The organism is Paenibacillus sp. FSL K6-0108 (assembly GCF_045040695.1).
In the GTDB taxonomy this organism is placed as follows: domain Bacteria; phylum Bacillota; class Bacilli; order Paenibacillales; family Paenibacillaceae; genus Paenibacillus; species Paenibacillus pabuli_B.
In genome coordinates, this window is the sequence record NZ_CP150288.1 from 1051559 (window position 1) to 1071079 (window position 19521).

Consider the following 19521-nt stretch of genomic DNA (forward strand, 5'->3'; position numbering starts at 1 on the left):
CAACTACGGGGGATGGAATCATGGCATTACTTACACGGAACAGGGGCGCATTGCTGCTGTTAATGTTTAATATTTTTCTCGTTTTTACAGGTATTGGTCTTGTGGTACCTATTATGCCTGCGTACATGGATCTACTGCATATCACCGGGTTCACGGTTGGTTTGCTGGTAGCAGCATTCTCCTTCACTCAGTTTCTATTTTCTCCAGTTGCGGGCCGTTGGTCTGACATCTTGGGACGTAAAAAAATTATTGTTGGCGGGATGTTAATCTTTGCTGTATCGGAGTTTATGTTTGGTGCTGTGAATGCACCATCGCTGCTCTTCGCAGCCAGGATGCTTGGAGGGATCGGTGCAGCGATGATCTTCCCGGCAGTAATGGCTTATACCGCAGATATTACGACAGAAGAAGAACGCGGTAAAGGCATGGGATTAATCAATGCCGCAATTACTACAGGATTTATCATTGGTCCGGGGATCGGCGGATATATCGCTGACTTTGGTATTCGGATTCCTTTCTATGCCGCAGGTATTGCAGGTTTGCTGGCATCCATCATTACCCTGATTATTTTGCCGGAATCGACCAGAATTACCGGAGAGCAAACCAAACCTGTTGCGGGTGCACCGAAGGTCAAAAGCCCGGGCATGGTTTCCCAGTTGCTGCATTCGTACCGGGAGCCTTACTTTTTCAGTTTGATTATCGTATTTGTCATGGCGTTTGGTCTGGCTAACTATGAGACGGTCTTTTCTCTGTTTGTGGATCACAAATTTGGCTTCACCACCAAGGATATTGCATTCATAATTACGTTTGGTTCCATTGCGGGAGCCGTGGTGCAGGTCTCACTGATTGGCTGGCTGTTAAACCGGTTTGGGGAGAAAAAAGTCATTTCGGTCTGCTTGCTTTTTGTGGCTGTATTTGTGCTATTGACCTTGTTTGTAAATACCTACTGGATGATTCTTGTCGTAACGTTTATCGTTTTCCTTGGTATGGATATATTGCGTCCGGCAATCAGTACGCAGATGTCCAAACTGGCTGAAGAACAGCAGGGGTTTGTGGCCGGATTGAACTCAGCCTATACAAGTTTGGGGAATATTGCAGGTCCAATTGTAGCGGGAGCACTGTTTGATGTGAATATCAACTATCCTTACGTTTCGGCAGCTGCCGTTCTGGCGATCTGTTTTCTGTTATCTCTGCGGGTGCTAAGAGGCGTTAAATCCGCAGGCAACGCCAAAGCAGAAATGTAATCCTGATTTGAATAAGAATGCGTGAGTGAACCAACACAAAAAGCCAGTCGGCTACACATGAACCATGTGTAGCCGACTGGCTTTTTAATTTACAGTATTAACGGATTTCGCCATTGGTTTCAATCAGTTTTTGATACCAGTGGAAGCTCTGTTTGCGGATACGTCTTAATTCCTTGATATCGAATTCTTCCCGATCGACATAGATGAATCCATAACGTTTGCTTGATCCCTGATGTGTGCTGACCAGGTCAATCGCAGACCAAGGGCAGAAGCCAAATACATCTACACCGTCTGTAATAGCCAGTTGAATCTGTTCGATATGTTTATTGAAAAACTCGATGCGGTAAGGGTCGTTAACCACGTCGCCTTCCTCCAGTTTATCAAATGCACCCAGACCATTTTCGGTAACGATCAATGGTAGGTGATAACGGGAATAGATCTGGCGTAAAGTTGATCGGAAGCCGACAGGGTCAATTTCCCAACCAAATTCGGTCTTTTGCAGGTTCGGATTCACAGATCCTCTGTAAGCTCCTGGCTCACCGACAATTTCATGCTGGTCTCCTGTATGGGAGAAATCATTGCCATCATTCAGACTTTCACCAACGGTTTGGGAAGTATAGTAGTTAAACGCAATAAAGTCAGGGTTTCCTTGAGCCAGGATGTCCATGTCTCCATCTTCAATGACAGGGGTATATCCTTTTTCTTCGAGATAACTCCAGGCAATATGATTGTAGCGTCCATATACCGCCATATCGAGATAGAGCCAGTTGCGAATGGCAGCATAGTTATCAGCAGCGAGCGTGTCTTCCGGTTTGGAGCTAGCCGGATAGATGACACCGATATTGGGAGCTGGGCCAATTTTGGCTTCAGGCAGCATCTCGTGACACAGGACCATGGCTTTGGCTTGAGCGACCAGCATATGATGATTTTGCTGATAAAGTGTTTTTTGCGGATCAACAAGCGTTGTATCCAGTGTACCCAGAGAGCCGGGATGCAGGATCAGCATATTTTGTTCGTTGATGGTCAGCCAATATTTGACCCGGTCACCGTAGTTCTCATAAAGTGTTTTGGCATATTGTTCAAAGGCATCTATCGTTGCGCGGTTGGACCAGCCCCCTTTTTCTTCAAGCGCATAAGGAAGGTCAAAGTGATACATGGTCACGATGGGCTCAATGCCGTATTTAATCAACTCATTAATCAAAGAATCATAAAATGCCAGTCCCTTTGGATTTATTTCACCTGCGCCTTGCGGGTAGATGCGTGTCCAAGCGATGGAGAAACGATAGGCTTTGAAGCCCATTTCGGCCATTAGGGCCACATCTTCTTTGTACATATGATAGTGATCACTGGTTACCTTGAAGTCGGTTACGCCTTCTACATGGTTTCCCATATCGATAACAGAAGGGCCTTTGCCATCTTCATTCCAGGCTCCCTCAACTTGATAGGCGGAGGTTGAACCTCCCCAGAAGAAATCTTTAGGAAATGGTTTAAGTTGGGTATGCTTCATTGTTAGTTCCTCCTAAATTGAATACATAGGTTATAAGTTGATTTAGACAACCAAAGTTAACAGGACATCATTTTTCTGTACATGCTCTTGAGTCGTTTCGAATACATCGACTTCCTGCTGCGTAAGCGTAACAATGACAGGAGTCACCGTTTCGTATCCGGCTTCTTTAATTTTATCGATTTCAAATTGGATCAACAGATCGCCTTGTCTAACGATATCGCCTTCCTGAACGACAGGATTGAAATGTTTTCCCTTTAGCGCCACCGTGTTAATACCAATGTGAATCAAAATCTCGGTACCTGCGTTGGTCGTTAATCCAATGGCATGTCCAGTTGGGAAGAGTGAAGTTACAACGCCATCCACGGGAGCGACGACTTCACCAATCTCAGGAACAATCGCCAATCCTTTGCCCATGGCACCTGTTGAGAAAGCAGGGTCGTTAATGGTGCTTAAGGCTACAGCTTTACCTGTAAGAGGACTATAAATTTGTTCCTTTTTGATTTCAGTCGTTTTGGCCTCAGGTTCAAGGGGAAGTTCAGCCTGTGTACTTTCAGACGCTGTGTTGGAGACCGATTCGTTTTTTTCGGAAGCTGTGTCTTTGGTTTTGCTTTCGTAACCGAACATTACAGTTAATACCGCCCCTATAGCAAAAGAGCAGGCAATCGCAATCACGTAGACAACCGTTGGTTTATAGACAGGAATGGCAAAAATATTATGGAACACATAAGCAGTCATTTTAACACCGAAGTGACCATTAATGGCGCCGCCAATCGCACCTGCAATGACTACGATAGGAATCACACGTTTATAACGCAAGATCAGACCGTATACAATGGGTTCAGTTACACCTGCAAGTAAACCGGTAAGGCTGGTGGAGCCTGCAAGAGTTCGCAGCGTTTTGTTCTTTTTGGCTTTCAGGAAAATACCAAAGGCTACACCAATTTGTGCAAACACGGCTGCAGCAGCCATAGCTTCAATCGGATCGCCGCCAACCCCAATATTCTGAATCGTAATCGGTGTGAAGCCCCAGTGGAGTCCGAAGACTACCATGAAAGTCATGAATCCGCCCAGTACAATTCCTGACAAAATGCCGCTAACGCCAATAAGCCAAGTTACACCGGAGGAGATCCAGTCACCTACCGTGGTGCCGAATGGTCCGAAGGCCATTGCGGACAAAGGAACCATAATCATCAGAGCGATCATCGGTACCAGGAATAATTGCAGATCTTTCAAAATGATTTTTTTCAGCAGTTTGTCGAGTACAGCGTAGATGCTGATTGATATGAAAATCGGGAACACGCTGGCTGAATAATTCATCATGACAACCGGTATGCCGAGGAACGATACATCCGAGCCTTTATCCATCAGTCCGGTAAAGTTTGGCTCCATCAGAGCGGCACCAATTACACCGGCTACATAAGGATTGGCTTTCAGTTTCATACCAAGTGTGATACCGAGGAAGATGGGCAAGAAATAAAAGACTGCGTTGCCGGCAGCAGATAGAATCAGGTACGTGTCACTTGTATCAGACATCCATCCAAGCATGGTCAGGACAGTCAGCAAAGCTTTTAACATACCTGATCCTGCCATGGCCGGGATTAACGGTGAGAAACTTCCGGATATAATTTCAAAGACTTTGGATAATACTGAGGTTTTTTCTCCTGTGGACTCAGCGGATGAGGAAGAATCTCCTCCAAAATCTCTGTTCTTCATGATCTCTGCATATACATGAGCCACATTGCTGCCAATGACGACCTGGAACTGTCCACCGCTTTCGACAACGGTAATGATCCCATCGTGTTTCTCGAGCGTTTCTCGTTCTGCCTTTTTCGAATCCTTCAGATCGAATCTCAGCCGGGTTGCACAGTGGACCAGCCCGTTGATATTGGCTTCTCCGCCGACGAGGCGAACGATGTCATCCCCCATTTTTTTATGATCCATGTTCATTCTCCTTTGTTGTTAAGATTGCCTGAAAACAAAAAAATACCTAAACGAATGGCTATGATCATCGGAAAAATGACCCGTTGCCAATCATTTAGGTATCGCCTGCTTTACCAGTAACAATCCTTGTCGTTAAGTTGTGAGACCTACTATAAATGACGCCGAAATCGTTTGCAAGCTTTTTTATTCAGCGTCCAGCATTTCGTTACGTGAAGTGACACGGTGAATATGGATCGTCAAATACACTTTTTCATCAATGGACATGGCGCTTTCAAACTTCTCTTCAAGGTATTGATTAATCAATTGTGTACACTGAAAAGCCTTGGCATATTTGTCTTTAACCTGCTCATACAGGAAGTTATCACCCGATGCAAATTGCTCTTGTTCATTACTCAGCATTCTTTGTACAAAGTATTGCAGATGGGTAATAAACCGGGAATAATTAAATGAATTTTCATCCAGGGCGATGTGGTAATGATTGGTGACAATGTTGAAAATATCATCAATAACCTCGGTAATTTCAACCGTTTGTTTCATACCCTGACCATCTTGACGGGCGTTGACAAAGTGCATGGCAATAAAGCTCGCCTCATGCTCATCCATTTGGATGCCGAATTGTTCCTGAATCAGATTCACGGCATTCATGCCAATCCAAAATTCCTTTTTGTAAAATTTCTTGATTTGCCATAAAAGGGAATTCTTCAGCCCCACGGATTTACGGTACCGGGTAATGGCAAACTGAATATGATCGATCAATGATATATAGATATTATCACTAAAAATATCGCCCATTTCCTTTTTGGCATAGCCTACAATTTCGTCAGCTAATTTTAAATATTCAACCGATGTTTCACCGATCAGGTCAATCAATTTTTGCGGTATTTTATCCGATTTCAGCACAAAGGTTTTCTCGATTTTATCCTCATCCACGGGCTGTCCATTTTTCTTCTTGAAACCCAGACCGTTGCCAATGACAACAAACTCATGGCCTACCTGATTCTCGGCGCGAATGACGTTGTTGTTGAAAATCTGTCGGATGATCATATATTGGTTCACCTCAATAACTCGTAATAATAACAAAAAACCCAAACAAAGGCTTATTAGACAGCCTTTTGTTTGGGTATCGCCTGGTTACCAGTAACAATCCCGAAGAAGACACAGCTTCCTCTTTCAATTATGTCCACTATACCGCTTTCATAACAGAATAACAATACAATGATTTATGGAAATGAACGTAAAGACGTCAATTTTTGTTATAATAAGAAAGCTGGAAGTGAAGAAGATGGGCTGGGTTGCATAATAAGTTACCGAGGACGGTCATTTTTAAGCATATACAGGATTATTGGAGTGATAACATGAGCAAAGCAAAAGGAAAAGGTGGCACCGGCCGTGGTACTGGCAAAAAGGGCTGGAATCGTTGGCAAGCCGCCGCTAACCGGGCGAAAAGTGCCCCAAAGCCTTATAAAAGTAAAGGCACAAAGAATAAAACCGATGCTGAAACGCCTAGTGACAAGTCCGTGTAAATGGGCACGAGATAAGTTGGAGAAGAGATCTGACCTGAAACAGGACAGCTCTCTTTTTTTTGGGATTGATGCGTTAAAAAAATTATGCTTAACAGAGCCTAATAAGTGATATCCAAATTGCTGATATAAATGGTAAATTATCCCTGTGTAGTGTCGACATACTACCTAGAACAAAGGAGATTTGTCATTGTCCAATAAAAGAATGATACTCACAATTAATCTGTTTATGGTTGTTACGCTTACTGCGTGCAGTTCTTCGTCTGGTATTCCCAATACTCCTGCGGTCTCCAAATCCATTTCTTCGGAAAAGACGGTTAATGAAACACCTGTAACAATGTTTTCTAAGAACAAGGAAGTGGAGATAACCCTCTCTTCGGATTGGAAGGTTTCAACAGAACTTACTAATCCATCACTATTGAAGTTAGCGACAGTGGATCGAACGAAGTCCATCCGAATCGACCGAGTGAACCGGGCAGACTACTTACCGGATACGTCATTGACTGATTACATGGCAATCCACAAGAAAAATATTGAATCCACACAAGGCCCAAAGAGAAAGAAAGATGAGATCATCAGAACCAGCAATCTAACTATTGATAAAAAGGAGGCTTACGTAAAAGAAGGAAGAACCAGTTATGAGAGGAATCAATTCGGGTACATTACAGCATACCTAGAAAGTAACCACCATTTTTATATCATTACATATACATCGATGTATGAATTTTCGTTAGCAGACCGGGAATTTTTCGAAAAAATGTCTCAACAATTTCGGATATTGAATGATGAACCATCAGACATTGTCCTTTCATCGACTGATCTTACACCGCATCAGGGGAGATATTCTCAATTCCAGATCAGTACACCATCTAATTGGGAAGTTCAAGATTTTGAATTATGGGGTTCAGATCTGGATATCTCTCTGGAGACAAACAATGATTACATGTCGATATATCTCGAACCAAAGGAAGAGTTTGATTCCGATCTAACGTTAGAGGAGTATGGACGTTATGTCGCTGAAATGTATGCTGATCCAGAGAACTCCATTCTCGTTCCAGAACGCACGTCTGTTGAAATCAATGGTTTGAAGGGGATTCAGATGGAAGGGTACCAAGTAGTGAATAAACGTAAGATTGTCCAGCTACACACCATTTTAGAAGCGCGGGATCATTTTGTAGAGATCATGTTCTATACGGGTGAGGGTCGATATGATCGGGTAAAGAATGCGTATCAGATATATACAAGTACCTACATGGAAAATTAAAGGTGAAGTTATAAAGGTATAAGAGATCTGCCCACCCGAAATCTGGATAAGATCTCTTAAATCTGTAATACAGTCTGTCCGTTTAAATGGACACGAGATAGAGTAGAGAAGGGAACTGACCTGGATACAGGGAGGGTCTCTTTTTTATTTCATCGCAAGCGCATTATATTAAACGAATAACAAAAAACCAAGACGCAGGATTTACCCTCAAGCATCTTGGTTTTTTGTTATTAACGTTCTTATTGTTTACTTGGTATTCAGCTCTAGTTGGCCCTTACTTTAAAGAAGGAGATCAGTTCTTGCAATTGGCCCGATACAGCCGAGAGCTCATCAGAGGCAGCAACAATGGAAGCCATGGATGATTCCTGTTCGGCAATGGACTGCTCAATCTGTTTGCTGCTATGTGCTGCTTTACTGACGCTGACCGACAATTCATCCGCGGTAGCGGACATTTCCTGTGTGCTGGCGGATATTTCTTCCGTAGAGCTGGAGATATCCTGAATCTGGTTGGCCACTTTGTTCGTTGCTGTCAAAATATCTTCAAAGAATTGACCCGTCTCCATAGTGACCTGAGATCCCTTCTCCACTTCTTGAGAGCCAAGCTGCATGGCTTCGGCAGACTGAAGAATATCGCTTTGAATTTCGTCAATCAAGGTGCGAATCTGTTTGGCCGAGTTCTGGGACTGTTCGGCGAGTTTACGTACTTCCCCTGCAACAACCGCGAAGCCTTTCCCTTCCTCACCAACACGAGCTGCCTCGATGGACGCGTTCAGGGCGAGCAAATTAGTCTGTTCTGCAATCTGCGTAATCATATTTACAATGCTGCTAATTTCATTGGAGCGGCTTTCCAAAGACTGAATGGATTCGGACGTGTGCTTCACTGCTCCGGAGATCAGTCTCATCTGCTCAATCACTTGTTGCATAATTTCATGGCCTGAATTAGAACGCTTTTCCATGCTTAATGCTTCATCCGCAACATCGGCAGAACTGCTAGCAATTGTCTGCACAACGGTAGACATCTCTGTCATTGCCCGGGCACTTTCCACACTGGCCTGATCCTGAGAGCGAAGGCCGGTAGAGATGTCCCGGATATTGCTGCTAATCATCTGAATGTTATCATTATTTTTTTCGGAAATTTCTAATAATTTCTTGGATGAGTCAGAGAGGTGATAGGATGTTGTTTGGACTTTGAACATCGTATCATTGAATCGCTGAATCATCGTATTGAATTTTTGATTAATAATTCCTAAATCATCTCGTCCAGTTTGGATGGTAACATCCAGATTGCCCGAGCTCGCAGCCTCAATGCCTTTCATGAGTTCACGGATTGGCTTGAGTGTTTTTTTCAATAGAACATATTGCAGTACCATAAACAGGATCAGGAATACGATTAGAAAAATACTACTGTATGTAATCAGTTTATGAAGTCCTTTTGGAACTGCGCTTGCATCAACATCAAAGTAAATGGCGGCATAGGTTTTGCCCTCCGCATTCTTGATGGGATACATGATTGTTGTCCAAGTGCCATAATCGTCGGTATAGAAGCTGCTGAATCCGGGTTTGCTGTCTACTTTCATATCTTTAAGGGCTTCAACAATTTGTGAGGATAAGGGATACATCGTACCTGCTGCCATATTACCTTCTTCGAAGGACTCTACTAGACTGGTTGGAATCGCGATAATGGAGGTCTCATTTCCCTTTTCCAACTCGGTTCCAAAAATATAAGCCTGAGCGACATTGGGATAGAGATCGTGGATGGAATCCAGATAATCTCGAAGCACCTTTTGAGCAGGCCCGGAATAGCTTTTCTCATTTGCTGCTTCTAGCACTTTGTTTGTATCCAGATCATCAGACCATCTCTGCGTCGTGACCTCAGCCTGATCATATAACTGTTGAATCAAAATGCCTTTTTGGAACTGATATCCGGCTGTGATTAAAATAACGCCAATCAACATAATGCTGCCGAATGAAATAACAAGATTTTTAGCAAAGAAGGGGAGAGTACTCCACCGTATCTTATCTAACAACATAGTTCACTCCTTTTCTGATTATGACCATCTGGATGCGTATTCGCTCTACGTATGGTTCTTTGTATCCATGTGATATATCGTAATAGGGATAGATTAATATTAGTTTTTGAGTGAAAATGATGCTTTAGTACCAAAATCTTTCAATGTCTTTCATGTTTCTTTCATTATTGCGTTCATTATTAAAAAAAATGCGCAAATTCATAAGGGGAATTTCATTAAAGATTGTGGAAATTAAATACCCGAAAGAATAAGACCCCATCATTTTAAGAAGTAAATTGTGCCTAACATGTATATACATAAAGGAAAGCGGGATTTATGTTGAAATAAAGATATGCGCATATATGAAATACATTAATACGCAAAAATGACTCTAAACGAGGCTTTACGAATATCGGAAAGATCACTGAACGATATCCTAATTACTGTAGTGAAAGACAGCAGTATATAGATGAAGCTAACTTAATAAGTAATGACATTGAATGAAGAAATGTTTTCTCGGCACTACGAAACAAAGTGTTCATTAGATCTTAGGTGTTAGGATTACAACCAATATAGGCTGTATCATAGAATTCAAAGAGCGGTCCGTTAGCTTAACAACTGCTGGAGTGCATTTCTAATAGGAGAGTAGATCAATTCAATGTAGTGAATAAAATTAATTAATAATATGGGTTGTAATTAGTATTAGAACATGATATATTATTAATCCGGCCAAGAAAACACGAGAAACACGGTGCGGCAAGCGAATGAAATAAGCTTCGAAAGAAACTTGAAAAAAGAGCTTGCAAAGTTGGTTCGGACGTGATAATATATAAGAGTTGCTGCGGTGAACAACACTGAACAGCAAAACAAGTTTGATCTTTGAAAACTGAACAACGAGTGAGTAATCATCCTGCTTGCAGGATGAATGTGAAAGTTTTTGGTACATGCCATTTGGCTGTATGAAAACTGGAACATAAATGAGATTTTTAATCTCGTCAGATTCAAAATGAGCTTATCGCTCTTTTCAATACTTTATTGGAGAGTTTGATCCTGGCTCAGGACGAACGCTGGCGGCATGCCTAATACATGCAAGTCGAGCGGACTTGAAGAGAAGCTTGCTTCTCTGATGGTTAGCGGCGGACGGGTGAGTAACACGTAGGCAACCTGCCCTCAAGTTTGGGACAACTACCGGAAACGGTAGCTAATACCGAATAGTTGTTTTCTTCGCCTGAAGGAAACTGGAAAGACGGAGCAATCTGTCACTTGGGGATGGGCCTGCGGCGCATTAGCTAGTTGGTGGGGTAACGGCTCACCAAGGCGACGATGCGTAGCCGACCTGAGAGGGTGATCGGCCACACTGGGACTGAGACACGGCCCAGACTCCTACGGGAGGCAGCAGTAGGGAATCTTCCGCAATGGGCGAAAGCCTGACGGAGCAATGCCGCGTGAGTGATGAAGGTTTTCGGATCGTAAAGCTCTGTTGCCAGGGAAGAACGCTTGGGAGAGTAACTGCTCTCAAGGTGACGGTACCTGAGAAGAAAGCCCCGGCTAACTACGTGCCAGCAGCCGCGGTAATACGTAGGGGGCAAGCGTTGTCCGGAATTATTGGGCGTAAAGCGCGCGCAGGCGGTCATTTAAGTCTGGTGTTTAATCCCGGGGCTCAACCCCGGATCGCACTGGAAACTGGGTGACTTGAGTGCAGAAGAGGAGAGTGGAATTCCACGTGTAGCGGTGAAATGCGTAGATATGTGGAGGAACACCAGTGGCGAAGGCGACTCTCTGGGCTGTAACTGACGCTGAGGCGCGAAAGCGTGGGGAGCAAACAGGATTAGATACCCTGGTAGTCCACGCCGTAAACGATGAGTGCTAGGTGTTAGGGGTTTCGATACCCTTGGTGCCGAAGTTAACACATTAAGCACTCCGCCTGGGGAGTACGGTCGCAAGACTGAAACTCAAAGGAATTGACGGGGACCCGCACAAGCAGTGGAGTATGTGGTTTAATTCGAAGCAACGCGAAGAACCTTACCAGGTCTTGACATCCCTCTGACCGGTACAGAGATGTACCTTTCCTTCGGGACAGAGGAGACAGGTGGTGCATGGTTGTCGTCAGCTCGTGTCGTGAGATGTTGGGTTAAGTCCCGCAACGAGCGCAACCCTTGATCTTAGTTGCCAGCATTTCGGATGGGCACTCTAAGGTGACTGCCGGTGACAAACCGGAGGAAGGTGGGGATGACGTCAAATCATCATGCCCCTTATGACCTGGGCTACACACGTACTACAATGGCCGGTACAACGGGCTGCGAAGCCGCGAGGTGGAGCTAATCCTAAAAAGCCGGTCTCAGTTCGGATTGCAGGCTGCAACTCGCCTGCATGAAGTCGGAATTGCTAGTAATCGCGGATCAGCATGCCGCGGTGAATACGTTCCCGGGTCTTGTACACACCGCCCGTCACACCACGAGAGTTTATAACACCCGAAGTCGGTGGGGTAACCGCAAGGAGCCAGCCGCCGAAGGTGGGATAGATGATTGGGGTGAAGTCGTAACAAGGTAGCCGTATCGGAAGGTGCGGCTGGATCACCTCCTTTCTATGGAGAATCGTTTCCCGCAGCGGAAACATTCAAATCAAGTCTTCAGGAAGCATGCTTCCGAAGCGAGCTTTACTTCGTAAAGCTTTTAACTCACTCGTTGCTCAGTTTTGAGAGCTCAAACTCTCAAACAGCTTGCTTTTGCATGGAGCTTGTTCTTTGAAAACTAGATATCGAAACGAAATATGCGAATTAGAACATTCCTTTTTAGCTGAACTTGTGTATAACAAGTTTCAATAAAAACGGTAGATTGCTGGAGCGAGTGATCGAAATGGAGCGACTTTTGGCTTTGGACGACGTCCAAAACAAGGGAAGCGACAGCTCGAACACGAGCGCAATGGTTAAGCTACTAAGAGCACACGGAGGATGCCTAGGCGCTAGGAGCCGATGAAGGACGTGGCGAACAACGAAACTGCCTCGGGGAGCTGTAAGCAAGCTTTGATCCGGGGGTGTCCGAATGGGGAAACCCAGCTGGGGTAATTTCCAGTTACTCGTAACTGAATACATAGGTTACGTAGAGGCATACCAGGGGAACTGAAACATCTAAGTACCCTGAGGAAGAGAAAACAATAGTGATTCCGTCAGTAGCGGCGAGCGAACGCGGAGAAGCCCAAACCAGAGAGCTTGCTCTCTGGGGTTGTGGGACGTCTCACATGGAGTTACAAAGGAGCCGGTTAAACGAAGAGGTCTGGAAAGGCCCGCCAAAGAAGGTAAAAGCCCTGTAGTTGAAAGTCTGCTCTCTCCGAGACGGATCCCGAGTAGTGCGGGGCACGTGAAACCCCGTATGAATCCGGCAGGACCATCTGCCAAGGCTAAATACTTCCTAGCGACCGATAGTGAAGCAGTACCGTGAGGGAAAGGTGAAAAGCACCCCGGAAGGGGAGTGAAATAGAACCTGAAACCGTGTGCTTACAAAAAGTCAGAGCCCGTTTTAGGGGTGATGGCGTGCCTTTTGTAGAATGAACCGGCGAGTTACGTTCCCGTGCAAGGTTAAGGTGAAGAGCCGGAGCCGCAGCGAAAGCGAGTCTGAATAGGGCGAATGAGTACGTGGACGTAGACCCGAAACCGGGTGATCTACCCCTGTCCAGGGTGAAGGTGCGGTAACACGCACTGGAGGCCCGAACCCACGCACGTTGAAAAGTGCGGGGATGAGGTGGGGGTAGCGGAGAAATTCCAATCGAACTCGGAGATAGCTGGTTCTCCCCGAAATAGCTTTAGGGCTAGCCTCGGAAAACAGAGTCGTGGAGGTAGAGCACTGATTGGGTGCGGGGCCCGCAAGGGTTACCAAGCTCAGTCAAACTCCGAATGCCATAGACTTACTTCCGGGAGTCAGACAGTGAGTGCTAAGATCCATTGTCAAAAGGGAAACAGCCCAGACCATCAGCTAAGGTCCCCAAGTGTGTGTTAAGTGGGAAAGGATGTGGAGTTGCACAGACAACCAGGATGTTGGCTTAGAAGCAGCCACCATTGAAAGAGTGCGTAATAGCTCACTGGTCGAGTGACTCTGCGCCGAAAATGTAACGGGGCTAAACACACCACCGAAGCTATGGCTTGATGCTTTGCATCAGGGGTAGGGGAGCGTTGTATAAGGGTTGAAGGTGTACCGTAAGGAGCGCTGGACATTATACAAGTGAGAATGCCGGTATGAGTAACGAAAAGATCAGTGAGAATCTGATCCGCCGAAAGCCTAAGGGTTCCTGAGGAAGGCTCGTCCGCTCAGGGTAAGTCGGGACCTAAGGCGAGGCCGAAAGGCGTAGTCGAAGGACAACAGGTCGAAATTCCTGTACCACCGTAAGCCGTTATGAGCAATGGGGGGACGCAGCAGGGTAGTGACGCGGACTGATGGATGTCCGTCTAAGCAGTGAGGCTGATGTGTAGGCAAATCCGCACATCGTAAGGCTGGGCTGTGATGGGGAGCGAAAATTACAGTAGCGAAGGTCATGATCTCACACTGCCAAGAAAAGCCTCTAGCCAGGTGATGGTGCCCGTACCGCAAACCGACACAGGTAGGCGAGAAGAGAATTCTAAGGCGCGCGGAAGAACTCTCGTTAAGGAACTCGGCAAAATGACCCCGTAACTTCGGGAGAAGGGGTGCCCCGGTAGTGTGAATAGCACGAGGGGGCCGCAGTGAAAAGGCCCAAGCGACTGTTTAGCAAAAACACAGGTCTGTGCGAAGCCGTAAGGCGAAGTATACGGGCTGACGCCTGCCCGGTGCTGGAAGGTTAAGGGGAGCGGTTAGGGAGTAATCCCGAAGCTGTGAACCGAAGCCCCAGTAAACGGCGGCCGTAACTATAACGGTCCTAAGGTAGCGAAATTCCTTGTCAGGTAAATTCTGACCCGCACGAATGGCGTAACGACTTGGGCGCTGTCTCAACGAGAGATCCGGTGAAATTTTAATACCTGTGAAGATGCAGGTTACCCGCGACAAGACGGAAAGACCCCATGGAGCTTTACTGCAGCTTGATATTGAATTTGGGTACGATCTGTACAGGATAGGTGGGAGCCTTTGAAGCCGGAGCGCCAGCTTCGGTGGAGGCACCGTTGGGATACCACCCTGATCGTATCTAGGTTCTAACCTGGTACCGTAATCCGGTGCGGGGACAGTGTCAGGTGGGCAGTTTGACTGGGGCGGTCGCCTCCTAAAGAGTAACGGAGGCGCCCAAAGGTTCCCTCAGAATGGTTGGAAATCATTCGAAGAGTGCAAAGGCATAAGGGAGCTTGACTGCGAGACCTACAAGTCGAGCAGGGACGAAAGTCGGGCTTAGTGATCCGGTGGTACCGCATGGAAGGGCCATCGCTCAACGGATAAAAGCTACCCTGGGGATAACAGGCTTATCTCCCCCAAGAGTCCACATCGACGGGGAGGTTTGGCACCTCGATGTCGGCTCATCGCATCCTGGGGCTGAAGTAGGTCCCAAGGGTTGGGCTGTTCGCCCATTAAAGCGGTACGCGAGCTGGGTTCAGAACGTCGTGAGACAGTTCGGTCCCTATCTGTCGTGGGCGTAGGAAATTTGAGAGGAGCTGTCCTTAGTACGAGAGGACCGGGATGGACGTACCGCTGGTGTACCAGTTGTTCCGCCAGGAGCACCGCTGGGTAGCTATGTACGGACGGGATAAGCGCTGAAAGCATCTAAGCGTGAAGCCCCCCTCAAGATGAGATTTCCCAGTATGTAAGACCCCTTGAAGACGACGAGGTAGATAGGCTGGGGGTGGAAGTGCAGCAATGCATGGAGCTGACCAGTACTAATCGGTCGAGGGCTTATCCAAATATGCAAGTTGTAAGTCGCACATTTCGTTTCGGATCTAGTTTTCAGAGAATAATCTCTGAAGTGAAATGAAAATCGGTACATCACGGAAGGTGTATATGATTTTCAGTTCCAACTCTGATTTCAAGAAGCTATGCTTCGACAAATCGCGTTTGGTGGCGATGGCGGAGGGGTTCCACACGTACCCATCCCGAACACGACCGTTAAGCCCTCTAGCGCCGATGGTACTTGGACCGCAGGGTCCTGGGAGAGTAGGACGCCGCCAAGCAATCAAAAAGACACGATCAAAGTAATCGATCGTGTCTTTTTCTGTTGAGATGAAGATTGGGAAGATTATAACCACTGCAGGCTATATTATATTATCTTCGTGATAGAGATAAAACTCATTTTATACATAAAATACTGGCCTTCCCATCATCCTAGCTGTGATACAATAGGTGAGGCCTATATAGAAACGGAAACATGCATTGAGTACGAGGAGGAACTGAATCACATGAAACCAGCCCCGTTTATTGCAGTGGAGGGTCCGATTGGAGCGGGGAAAACAACGTTGGCAACGATGCTTTCTCAGGAATTAAACCTTCCGCTGGTCAAGGAAATAGTAGAAGAGAATCCCTTTCTGGCGTCCTTCTATCAGGATATTGATGAGTGGAGCTTCCAGCTTGAAATGTTTTTTCTGTGTAACCGGTTCAAGCAACTGGAAGACACAGGCGTGCACTACATTAAACAAAATACCCCTGTCATTTCGGACTACCATATTTATAAAAATATGATATTTGCCGAGCGTACTCTGAAAGGATCAAAAAGGGACAAATACCGCCAAATCTACCATCTGTTAACGGATGATCTGCCAAAACCGAATTTGGTGCTCTATATTGAAGCTGAACTCGACACATTGATGTATCGGATCAACAAACGTGGACGGTCTTTTGAGCAGGATATGGACCCGGCATATATGGAACAGTTAATTGCAGATTACAAAACAGGAATGGCTTACTTGGCTGACAGCCCGAATCCCCCAATGATTATTAAGGTAAATGCGGAGCAGCTCGATTTTGTAGAACATCCTGAGCATTTCAAACAGATTGTTAAACAGGTAAAGGAGTATATTACATGAACAATTATGGTATTCCGGCGAATGCATTAATTACGGTAGCAGGAACTGTTGGGGTGGGTAAATCCACGTTGACGGCAGCACTGGCAGATCGCTTGAACTTTAAGACTTCCCTGGAGCAAGTCGATCACAACCCATATCTGGAGAAATTCTATCATGACTTCGAACGATGGAGCTTCCATTTGCAAATTTATTTCCTGGCAGAGCGTTTTAAGGAACAGAAGAAAATCTTTGAACTTGGTGGTGGATTTGTACAGGATCGCTCCATTTATGAAGATACAGGCATCTTTGCACAAATGCATGCGGATCAAGGTACAATGTCAGCCACGGATTTCGAGACGTATAGTAGTTTGTTTGAAGCCATGGTCATGACACCTTATTTCCCTCATCCGGACGTACTGATTTATCTTGAAGGCAGTCTGCCATCCATTCTTAACCGAATTACCCTGCGGGGACGAGAGATGGAAATCCAGACTGACCGTTCCTATTGGGAGCACATGCATGAGCGCTATTCCGTATGGATTAACCAGTTTACCGCTTGTCCGGTACTTCGTTTGAATATTGATGAATATGACGTGAATGACCCGGCATCAGTGGACGCCATTTTGGCACAGATCGCTGCTGTCATTCAACCTTCCCAAAAAGCGTAATTATAAGATGAAGAAGCAGCCCCTCGATGCCATGAAGGCTAGTGGAAGGGCTGTTTTTTTATTTTGATATAGGTGAGTTATCAGTGGGTTTTACATCCGCTTTATGCTGCGTCAGATAATATAGAAACCAAACGGCGTGTCTTTGTTCATCCGTTGCAGCTCTTCTGAATGTTGCCTGGATATGGGGATCAGTCGTCTGGTCAGCAACATCAGAGTAGAATTCAACGGTTTCCTGTTCATCTTTGAAAGCGTAATTTAGCCCCGCGATATATTCATTTGGACAGTCCTGGGCAATCTGGATGGTGGGCTGCATGCTAGTTAAGGATACATAGATAGCAATGAAACGTTGAAGGTGCTCCATTTCATCTTGGCGGATTTCCAGAATACGTGTGTGTTCCTCTTCCGTGGGTGCAAGTGCAGCCAACTTGTCATAACAGGCAATAGCCGATGATTCTCCATTGATGGCTTTGGCAATATGGGCAGTAACCATACTGTCATTACGATAATAAGGAACATAATACATGAGGGATCTACTCCTTACAGAATCTTTTGAATTAGAGTATTCAGAAGCTAGGCGAATGTGTCTCTCCTTTCTGATCCGGGAACGAACTGAAATAGTAGAAATTTGTTGAATAATAGGAGTATTTGTGGTTTCATAGGAAAGGTGAATTCTGGAAAAGAAGCATAAGCATGACTCAGGAGGGAAAGACAACGTGGAAGAGAAACAAGGGATCAAGATCGGCATGCCAATCGTTGGTGGATTATTGGCAGCAATAGTAGGGGGCATGGTTTGGGCAGTAATTGCCGCCATGACGGAAAGAGAACTGGGGCTCATTGCTATCGTCATTGGGGCGCTCACAGGCTACGCGGTTGTATTGTTCTCGAACAAACGAATTGCGACGGTACATAAAGTCATCGCAGTCATCTTTGCACTTATCGGCATTTTGCTTGGGAAGTATCTGACGGTGGTGTATTTTACATCCGAATTATTCAGCGATGCGAGCTTGTTGGATCTGGTGTTTGATGGTGAGATGGTAAGTGCATTTGTGGAAACCTTTATGGACTATTTCAGCGAGCCGGTTGATTTGTTATTCATCGTACTGGCGATTGTATCGGCATGGCAGATTCCAGGACGGATGGCAAAGACCAGCCTGGCATCGGATGCTTCTTCAACTGATCACGCTCCCAGAGCTTGACTGATGGATAGGGGGGAAGCAAGACCTGTGTAATACAGGAGCTGCCTCCATTAAAAAAGTACTCAGAGTGAATGACTGTAATGGTTTATTCACATTGCGGCTGAGATACTAAAAGAGGGACGTGCTGCCTTAGGGCGTTCGTCCCTTTTTTGTGTAAATTGACTCATGTTGAAATCCTCGGCTGTCCAGCACATGGCATGAACACGGAAAAGATGGCAGAACGAAGTTCTATTTAATACGCGCGAATTTGCCTATTAGGAAAGAGCAAGTTTTCATCAGCAATAGAAAGATCGAAATGGAACTACTTCTCTACAACATATACTAGATTGCGAGGGGAATCCGATAAAGCTATATGCTGAATCAAGTTAGGCCAAGATTAACTGTTTCGATCAGCAAACGCAGCCATGGCATCCCGCATAAATACAGCCAAACCTTCGCCGAATTGATCAATATTACGTGTGAAACGTTCGTCCTCCACGTACATTTGCCCCAGCCCTCTGAAGACTTCAGGCGAATAATTGCCCATGTTGTTCAGATAGCTATACCATTCCGAGATTCCAGCTTGAGCCTCGTCGGATGTTGGATCTATGTGACGAATTGCTGCAAGACGGGTGTAGATTGAATTCATTTGATCGGATAGAGCTTTTTGCTCCCCAAGAGAATGGTTGTGTAACTTTTGATTAGCCTGATCCACTGCTTGGTCTCCCCAACGTTCCCGCGCTTCCTGCTCATACGGATTATGACTGAAATTAATCCCTTCAAATTGTTCTTTGGCTGTCATCTTAATTTCTCCTCTCACGTGTTGAACTGATTTATCAATGGTGGCGATCATTTGGTCCAAACGATGGCGTTTCTCCAGCAAAATACGGCGATGCATATTTAGTGCTTCTTCTCGATTGAAAGATGGATTGTTAATAATTTCCTTGATATCTTTCAGAGAGAAATCGAGTTCTTTGAAAAATAAAATCTGCTGCAGCATTTCCAGATTGGCATCTGAATACAGTCGATACCCGGCAGAAGTTACTTCGTCCGGTGTTAACAGTCCGATCTCATCATAATGATGCAGCGTGCGCACACTGATCCCGACAAGTTCGGCCACTTCTTTTACTTTCATGGCCATGATGGAAACCTCCTTACACCACCGATTGTACAGCGTCACGTTACGTGAGAGTCAACTAGTTAAATAATATAAAAAGATGCAGGCACGGAAGCTGCATCTTGGAAATGAC

At 45.5% G+C, this 19521-nt stretch carries 12 protein-coding genes and 3 rRNA genes; 9 read left to right on the top strand and 6 right to left on the bottom strand.

From position 1 onward, the window contains the following. Positions 1–20 precede the first annotated feature (20 nt). Entirely contained in the window at positions 21–1241 is a 1221-nt protein-coding gene (locus MHB49_RS05015) for an MFS transporter (RefSeq protein ID WP_405155273.1), read from the top strand. A 97-nt stretch (positions 1242–1338) separates the two neighbouring features. Here the strand turns inward: MHB49_RS05015 and MHB49_RS05020 are convergent, their stop codons facing one another. The 3 genes from MHB49_RS05020 to licT form a co-directional block, all read right to left on the bottom strand. After that, a complete protein-coding gene (locus MHB49_RS05020; RefSeq protein ID WP_405155274.1) occupies positions 1339–2748 on the bottom strand; it encodes a glycoside hydrolase family 1 protein in 1410 nt (469 codons plus the stop codon). 42 nt (positions 2749–2790) lie between these two features. Then, positions 2791–4689, bottom strand: coding sequence for a beta-glucoside-specific PTS transporter subunit IIABC (locus tag MHB49_RS05025; protein WP_405155275.1), 1899 nt, complete (start codon positions 4687–4689; stop codon positions 2791–2793). A 183-nt stretch (positions 4690–4872) separates the two neighbouring features. Then, complete coding sequence (gene licT / locus MHB49_RS05030; RefSeq protein WP_405155276.1) at positions 4873–5733, bottom strand: BglG family transcription antiterminator LicT; 861 nt, start codon at positions 5731–5733, stop codon at positions 4873–4875. A gap of 311 nt (positions 5734–6044) precedes the next feature. Between licT and MHB49_RS05035 the strand changes: the two genes are divergently transcribed. Together MHB49_RS05035 and MHB49_RS05040 are read left to right on the top strand one after the other, a co-directional pair. After that, on the top strand, positions 6045–6212 hold the full coding sequence (locus MHB49_RS05035; protein WP_064642109.1) for a DUF3934 family protein: 168 nt from the start codon (positions 6045–6047) through the stop codon (positions 6210–6212). A gap of 187 nt (positions 6213–6399) precedes the next feature. Beyond that, positions 6400–7473, top strand: a complete 1074-nt coding sequence (locus MHB49_RS05040; protein ID WP_405155277.1) for a hypothetical protein — start codon at positions 6400–6402, stop codon at positions 7471–7473. Between the two features lie 263 nt (positions 7474–7736). Here MHB49_RS05040 and MHB49_RS05045 read toward each other — a convergent pair whose 3' ends face one another. Continuing rightward, on the bottom strand, positions 7737–9503 hold the full coding sequence (locus MHB49_RS05045; RefSeq protein ID WP_247900834.1) for a methyl-accepting chemotaxis protein: 1767 nt from the start codon (positions 9501–9503) through the stop codon (positions 7737–7739). A gap of 1011 nt (positions 9504–10514) precedes the next feature. Here MHB49_RS05045 and MHB49_RS05050 point away from each other — a divergent pair. From MHB49_RS05050 to MHB49_RS05070, 5 genes are all read left to right on the top strand, one after another. Continuing rightward, positions 10515–12066: ribosomal RNA gene (locus MHB49_RS05050) — 16S ribosomal RNA — on the top strand. A gap of 339 nt (positions 12067–12405) precedes the next feature. Continuing rightward, positions 12406–15333: ribosomal RNA gene (locus tag MHB49_RS05055) — 23S ribosomal RNA — on the top strand. Positions 15334–15483: 150 nt separating this feature from the next. Continuing rightward, positions 15484–15600, top strand: a 5S ribosomal RNA gene (gene rrf / locus MHB49_RS05060). The 16S, 23S and 5S rRNA genes sit together here, the layout of an rRNA operon. Before the next feature lie 225 nt (positions 15601–15825). Next, the gene (locus tag MHB49_RS05065; RefSeq protein WP_247900835.1) at positions 15826–16449 is read left to right on the top strand and encodes a deoxynucleoside kinase; all 624 of its coding nucleotides are present in this window, start codon (positions 15826–15828) and stop codon (positions 16447–16449) included. Beyond that, positions 16446–17096 (top strand): deoxynucleoside kinase, encoded by a 651-nt coding sequence (locus MHB49_RS05070; RefSeq protein ID WP_247900836.1) that lies wholly within the window; start codon positions 16446–16448, stop codon positions 17094–17096. The genes MHB49_RS05065 and MHB49_RS05070 overlap by 4 nt, the downstream gene beginning before the upstream one ends. 58 nt (positions 17097–17154) lie before the next feature. Here the strand turns inward: MHB49_RS05070 and MHB49_RS05075 are convergent, their stop codons facing one another. After that, a complete protein-coding gene (locus MHB49_RS05075; RefSeq protein ID WP_405155278.1) occupies positions 17155–17619 on the bottom strand; it encodes a ferritin-like domain-containing protein in 465 nt (154 codons plus the stop codon). A gap of 190 nt (positions 17620–17809) precedes the next feature. Here MHB49_RS05075 and MHB49_RS05080 point away from each other — a divergent pair, with 190 nt between their 5' ends. Continuing rightward, complete coding sequence (locus MHB49_RS05080; protein ID WP_247900838.1) at positions 17810–18292, top strand: hypothetical protein; 483 nt, start codon at positions 17810–17812, stop codon at positions 18290–18292. Between the two features lie 376 nt (positions 18293–18668). Here the strand turns inward: MHB49_RS05080 and MHB49_RS05085 are convergent, their stop codons facing one another. Then, the gene (locus tag MHB49_RS05085) at positions 18669–19412 is read right to left on the bottom strand and encodes a MerR family transcriptional regulator (RefSeq protein ID WP_405155279.1); all 744 of its coding nucleotides are present in this window, start codon (positions 19410–19412) and stop codon (positions 18669–18671) included. Positions 19413–19521 lie beyond the last annotated feature (109 nt).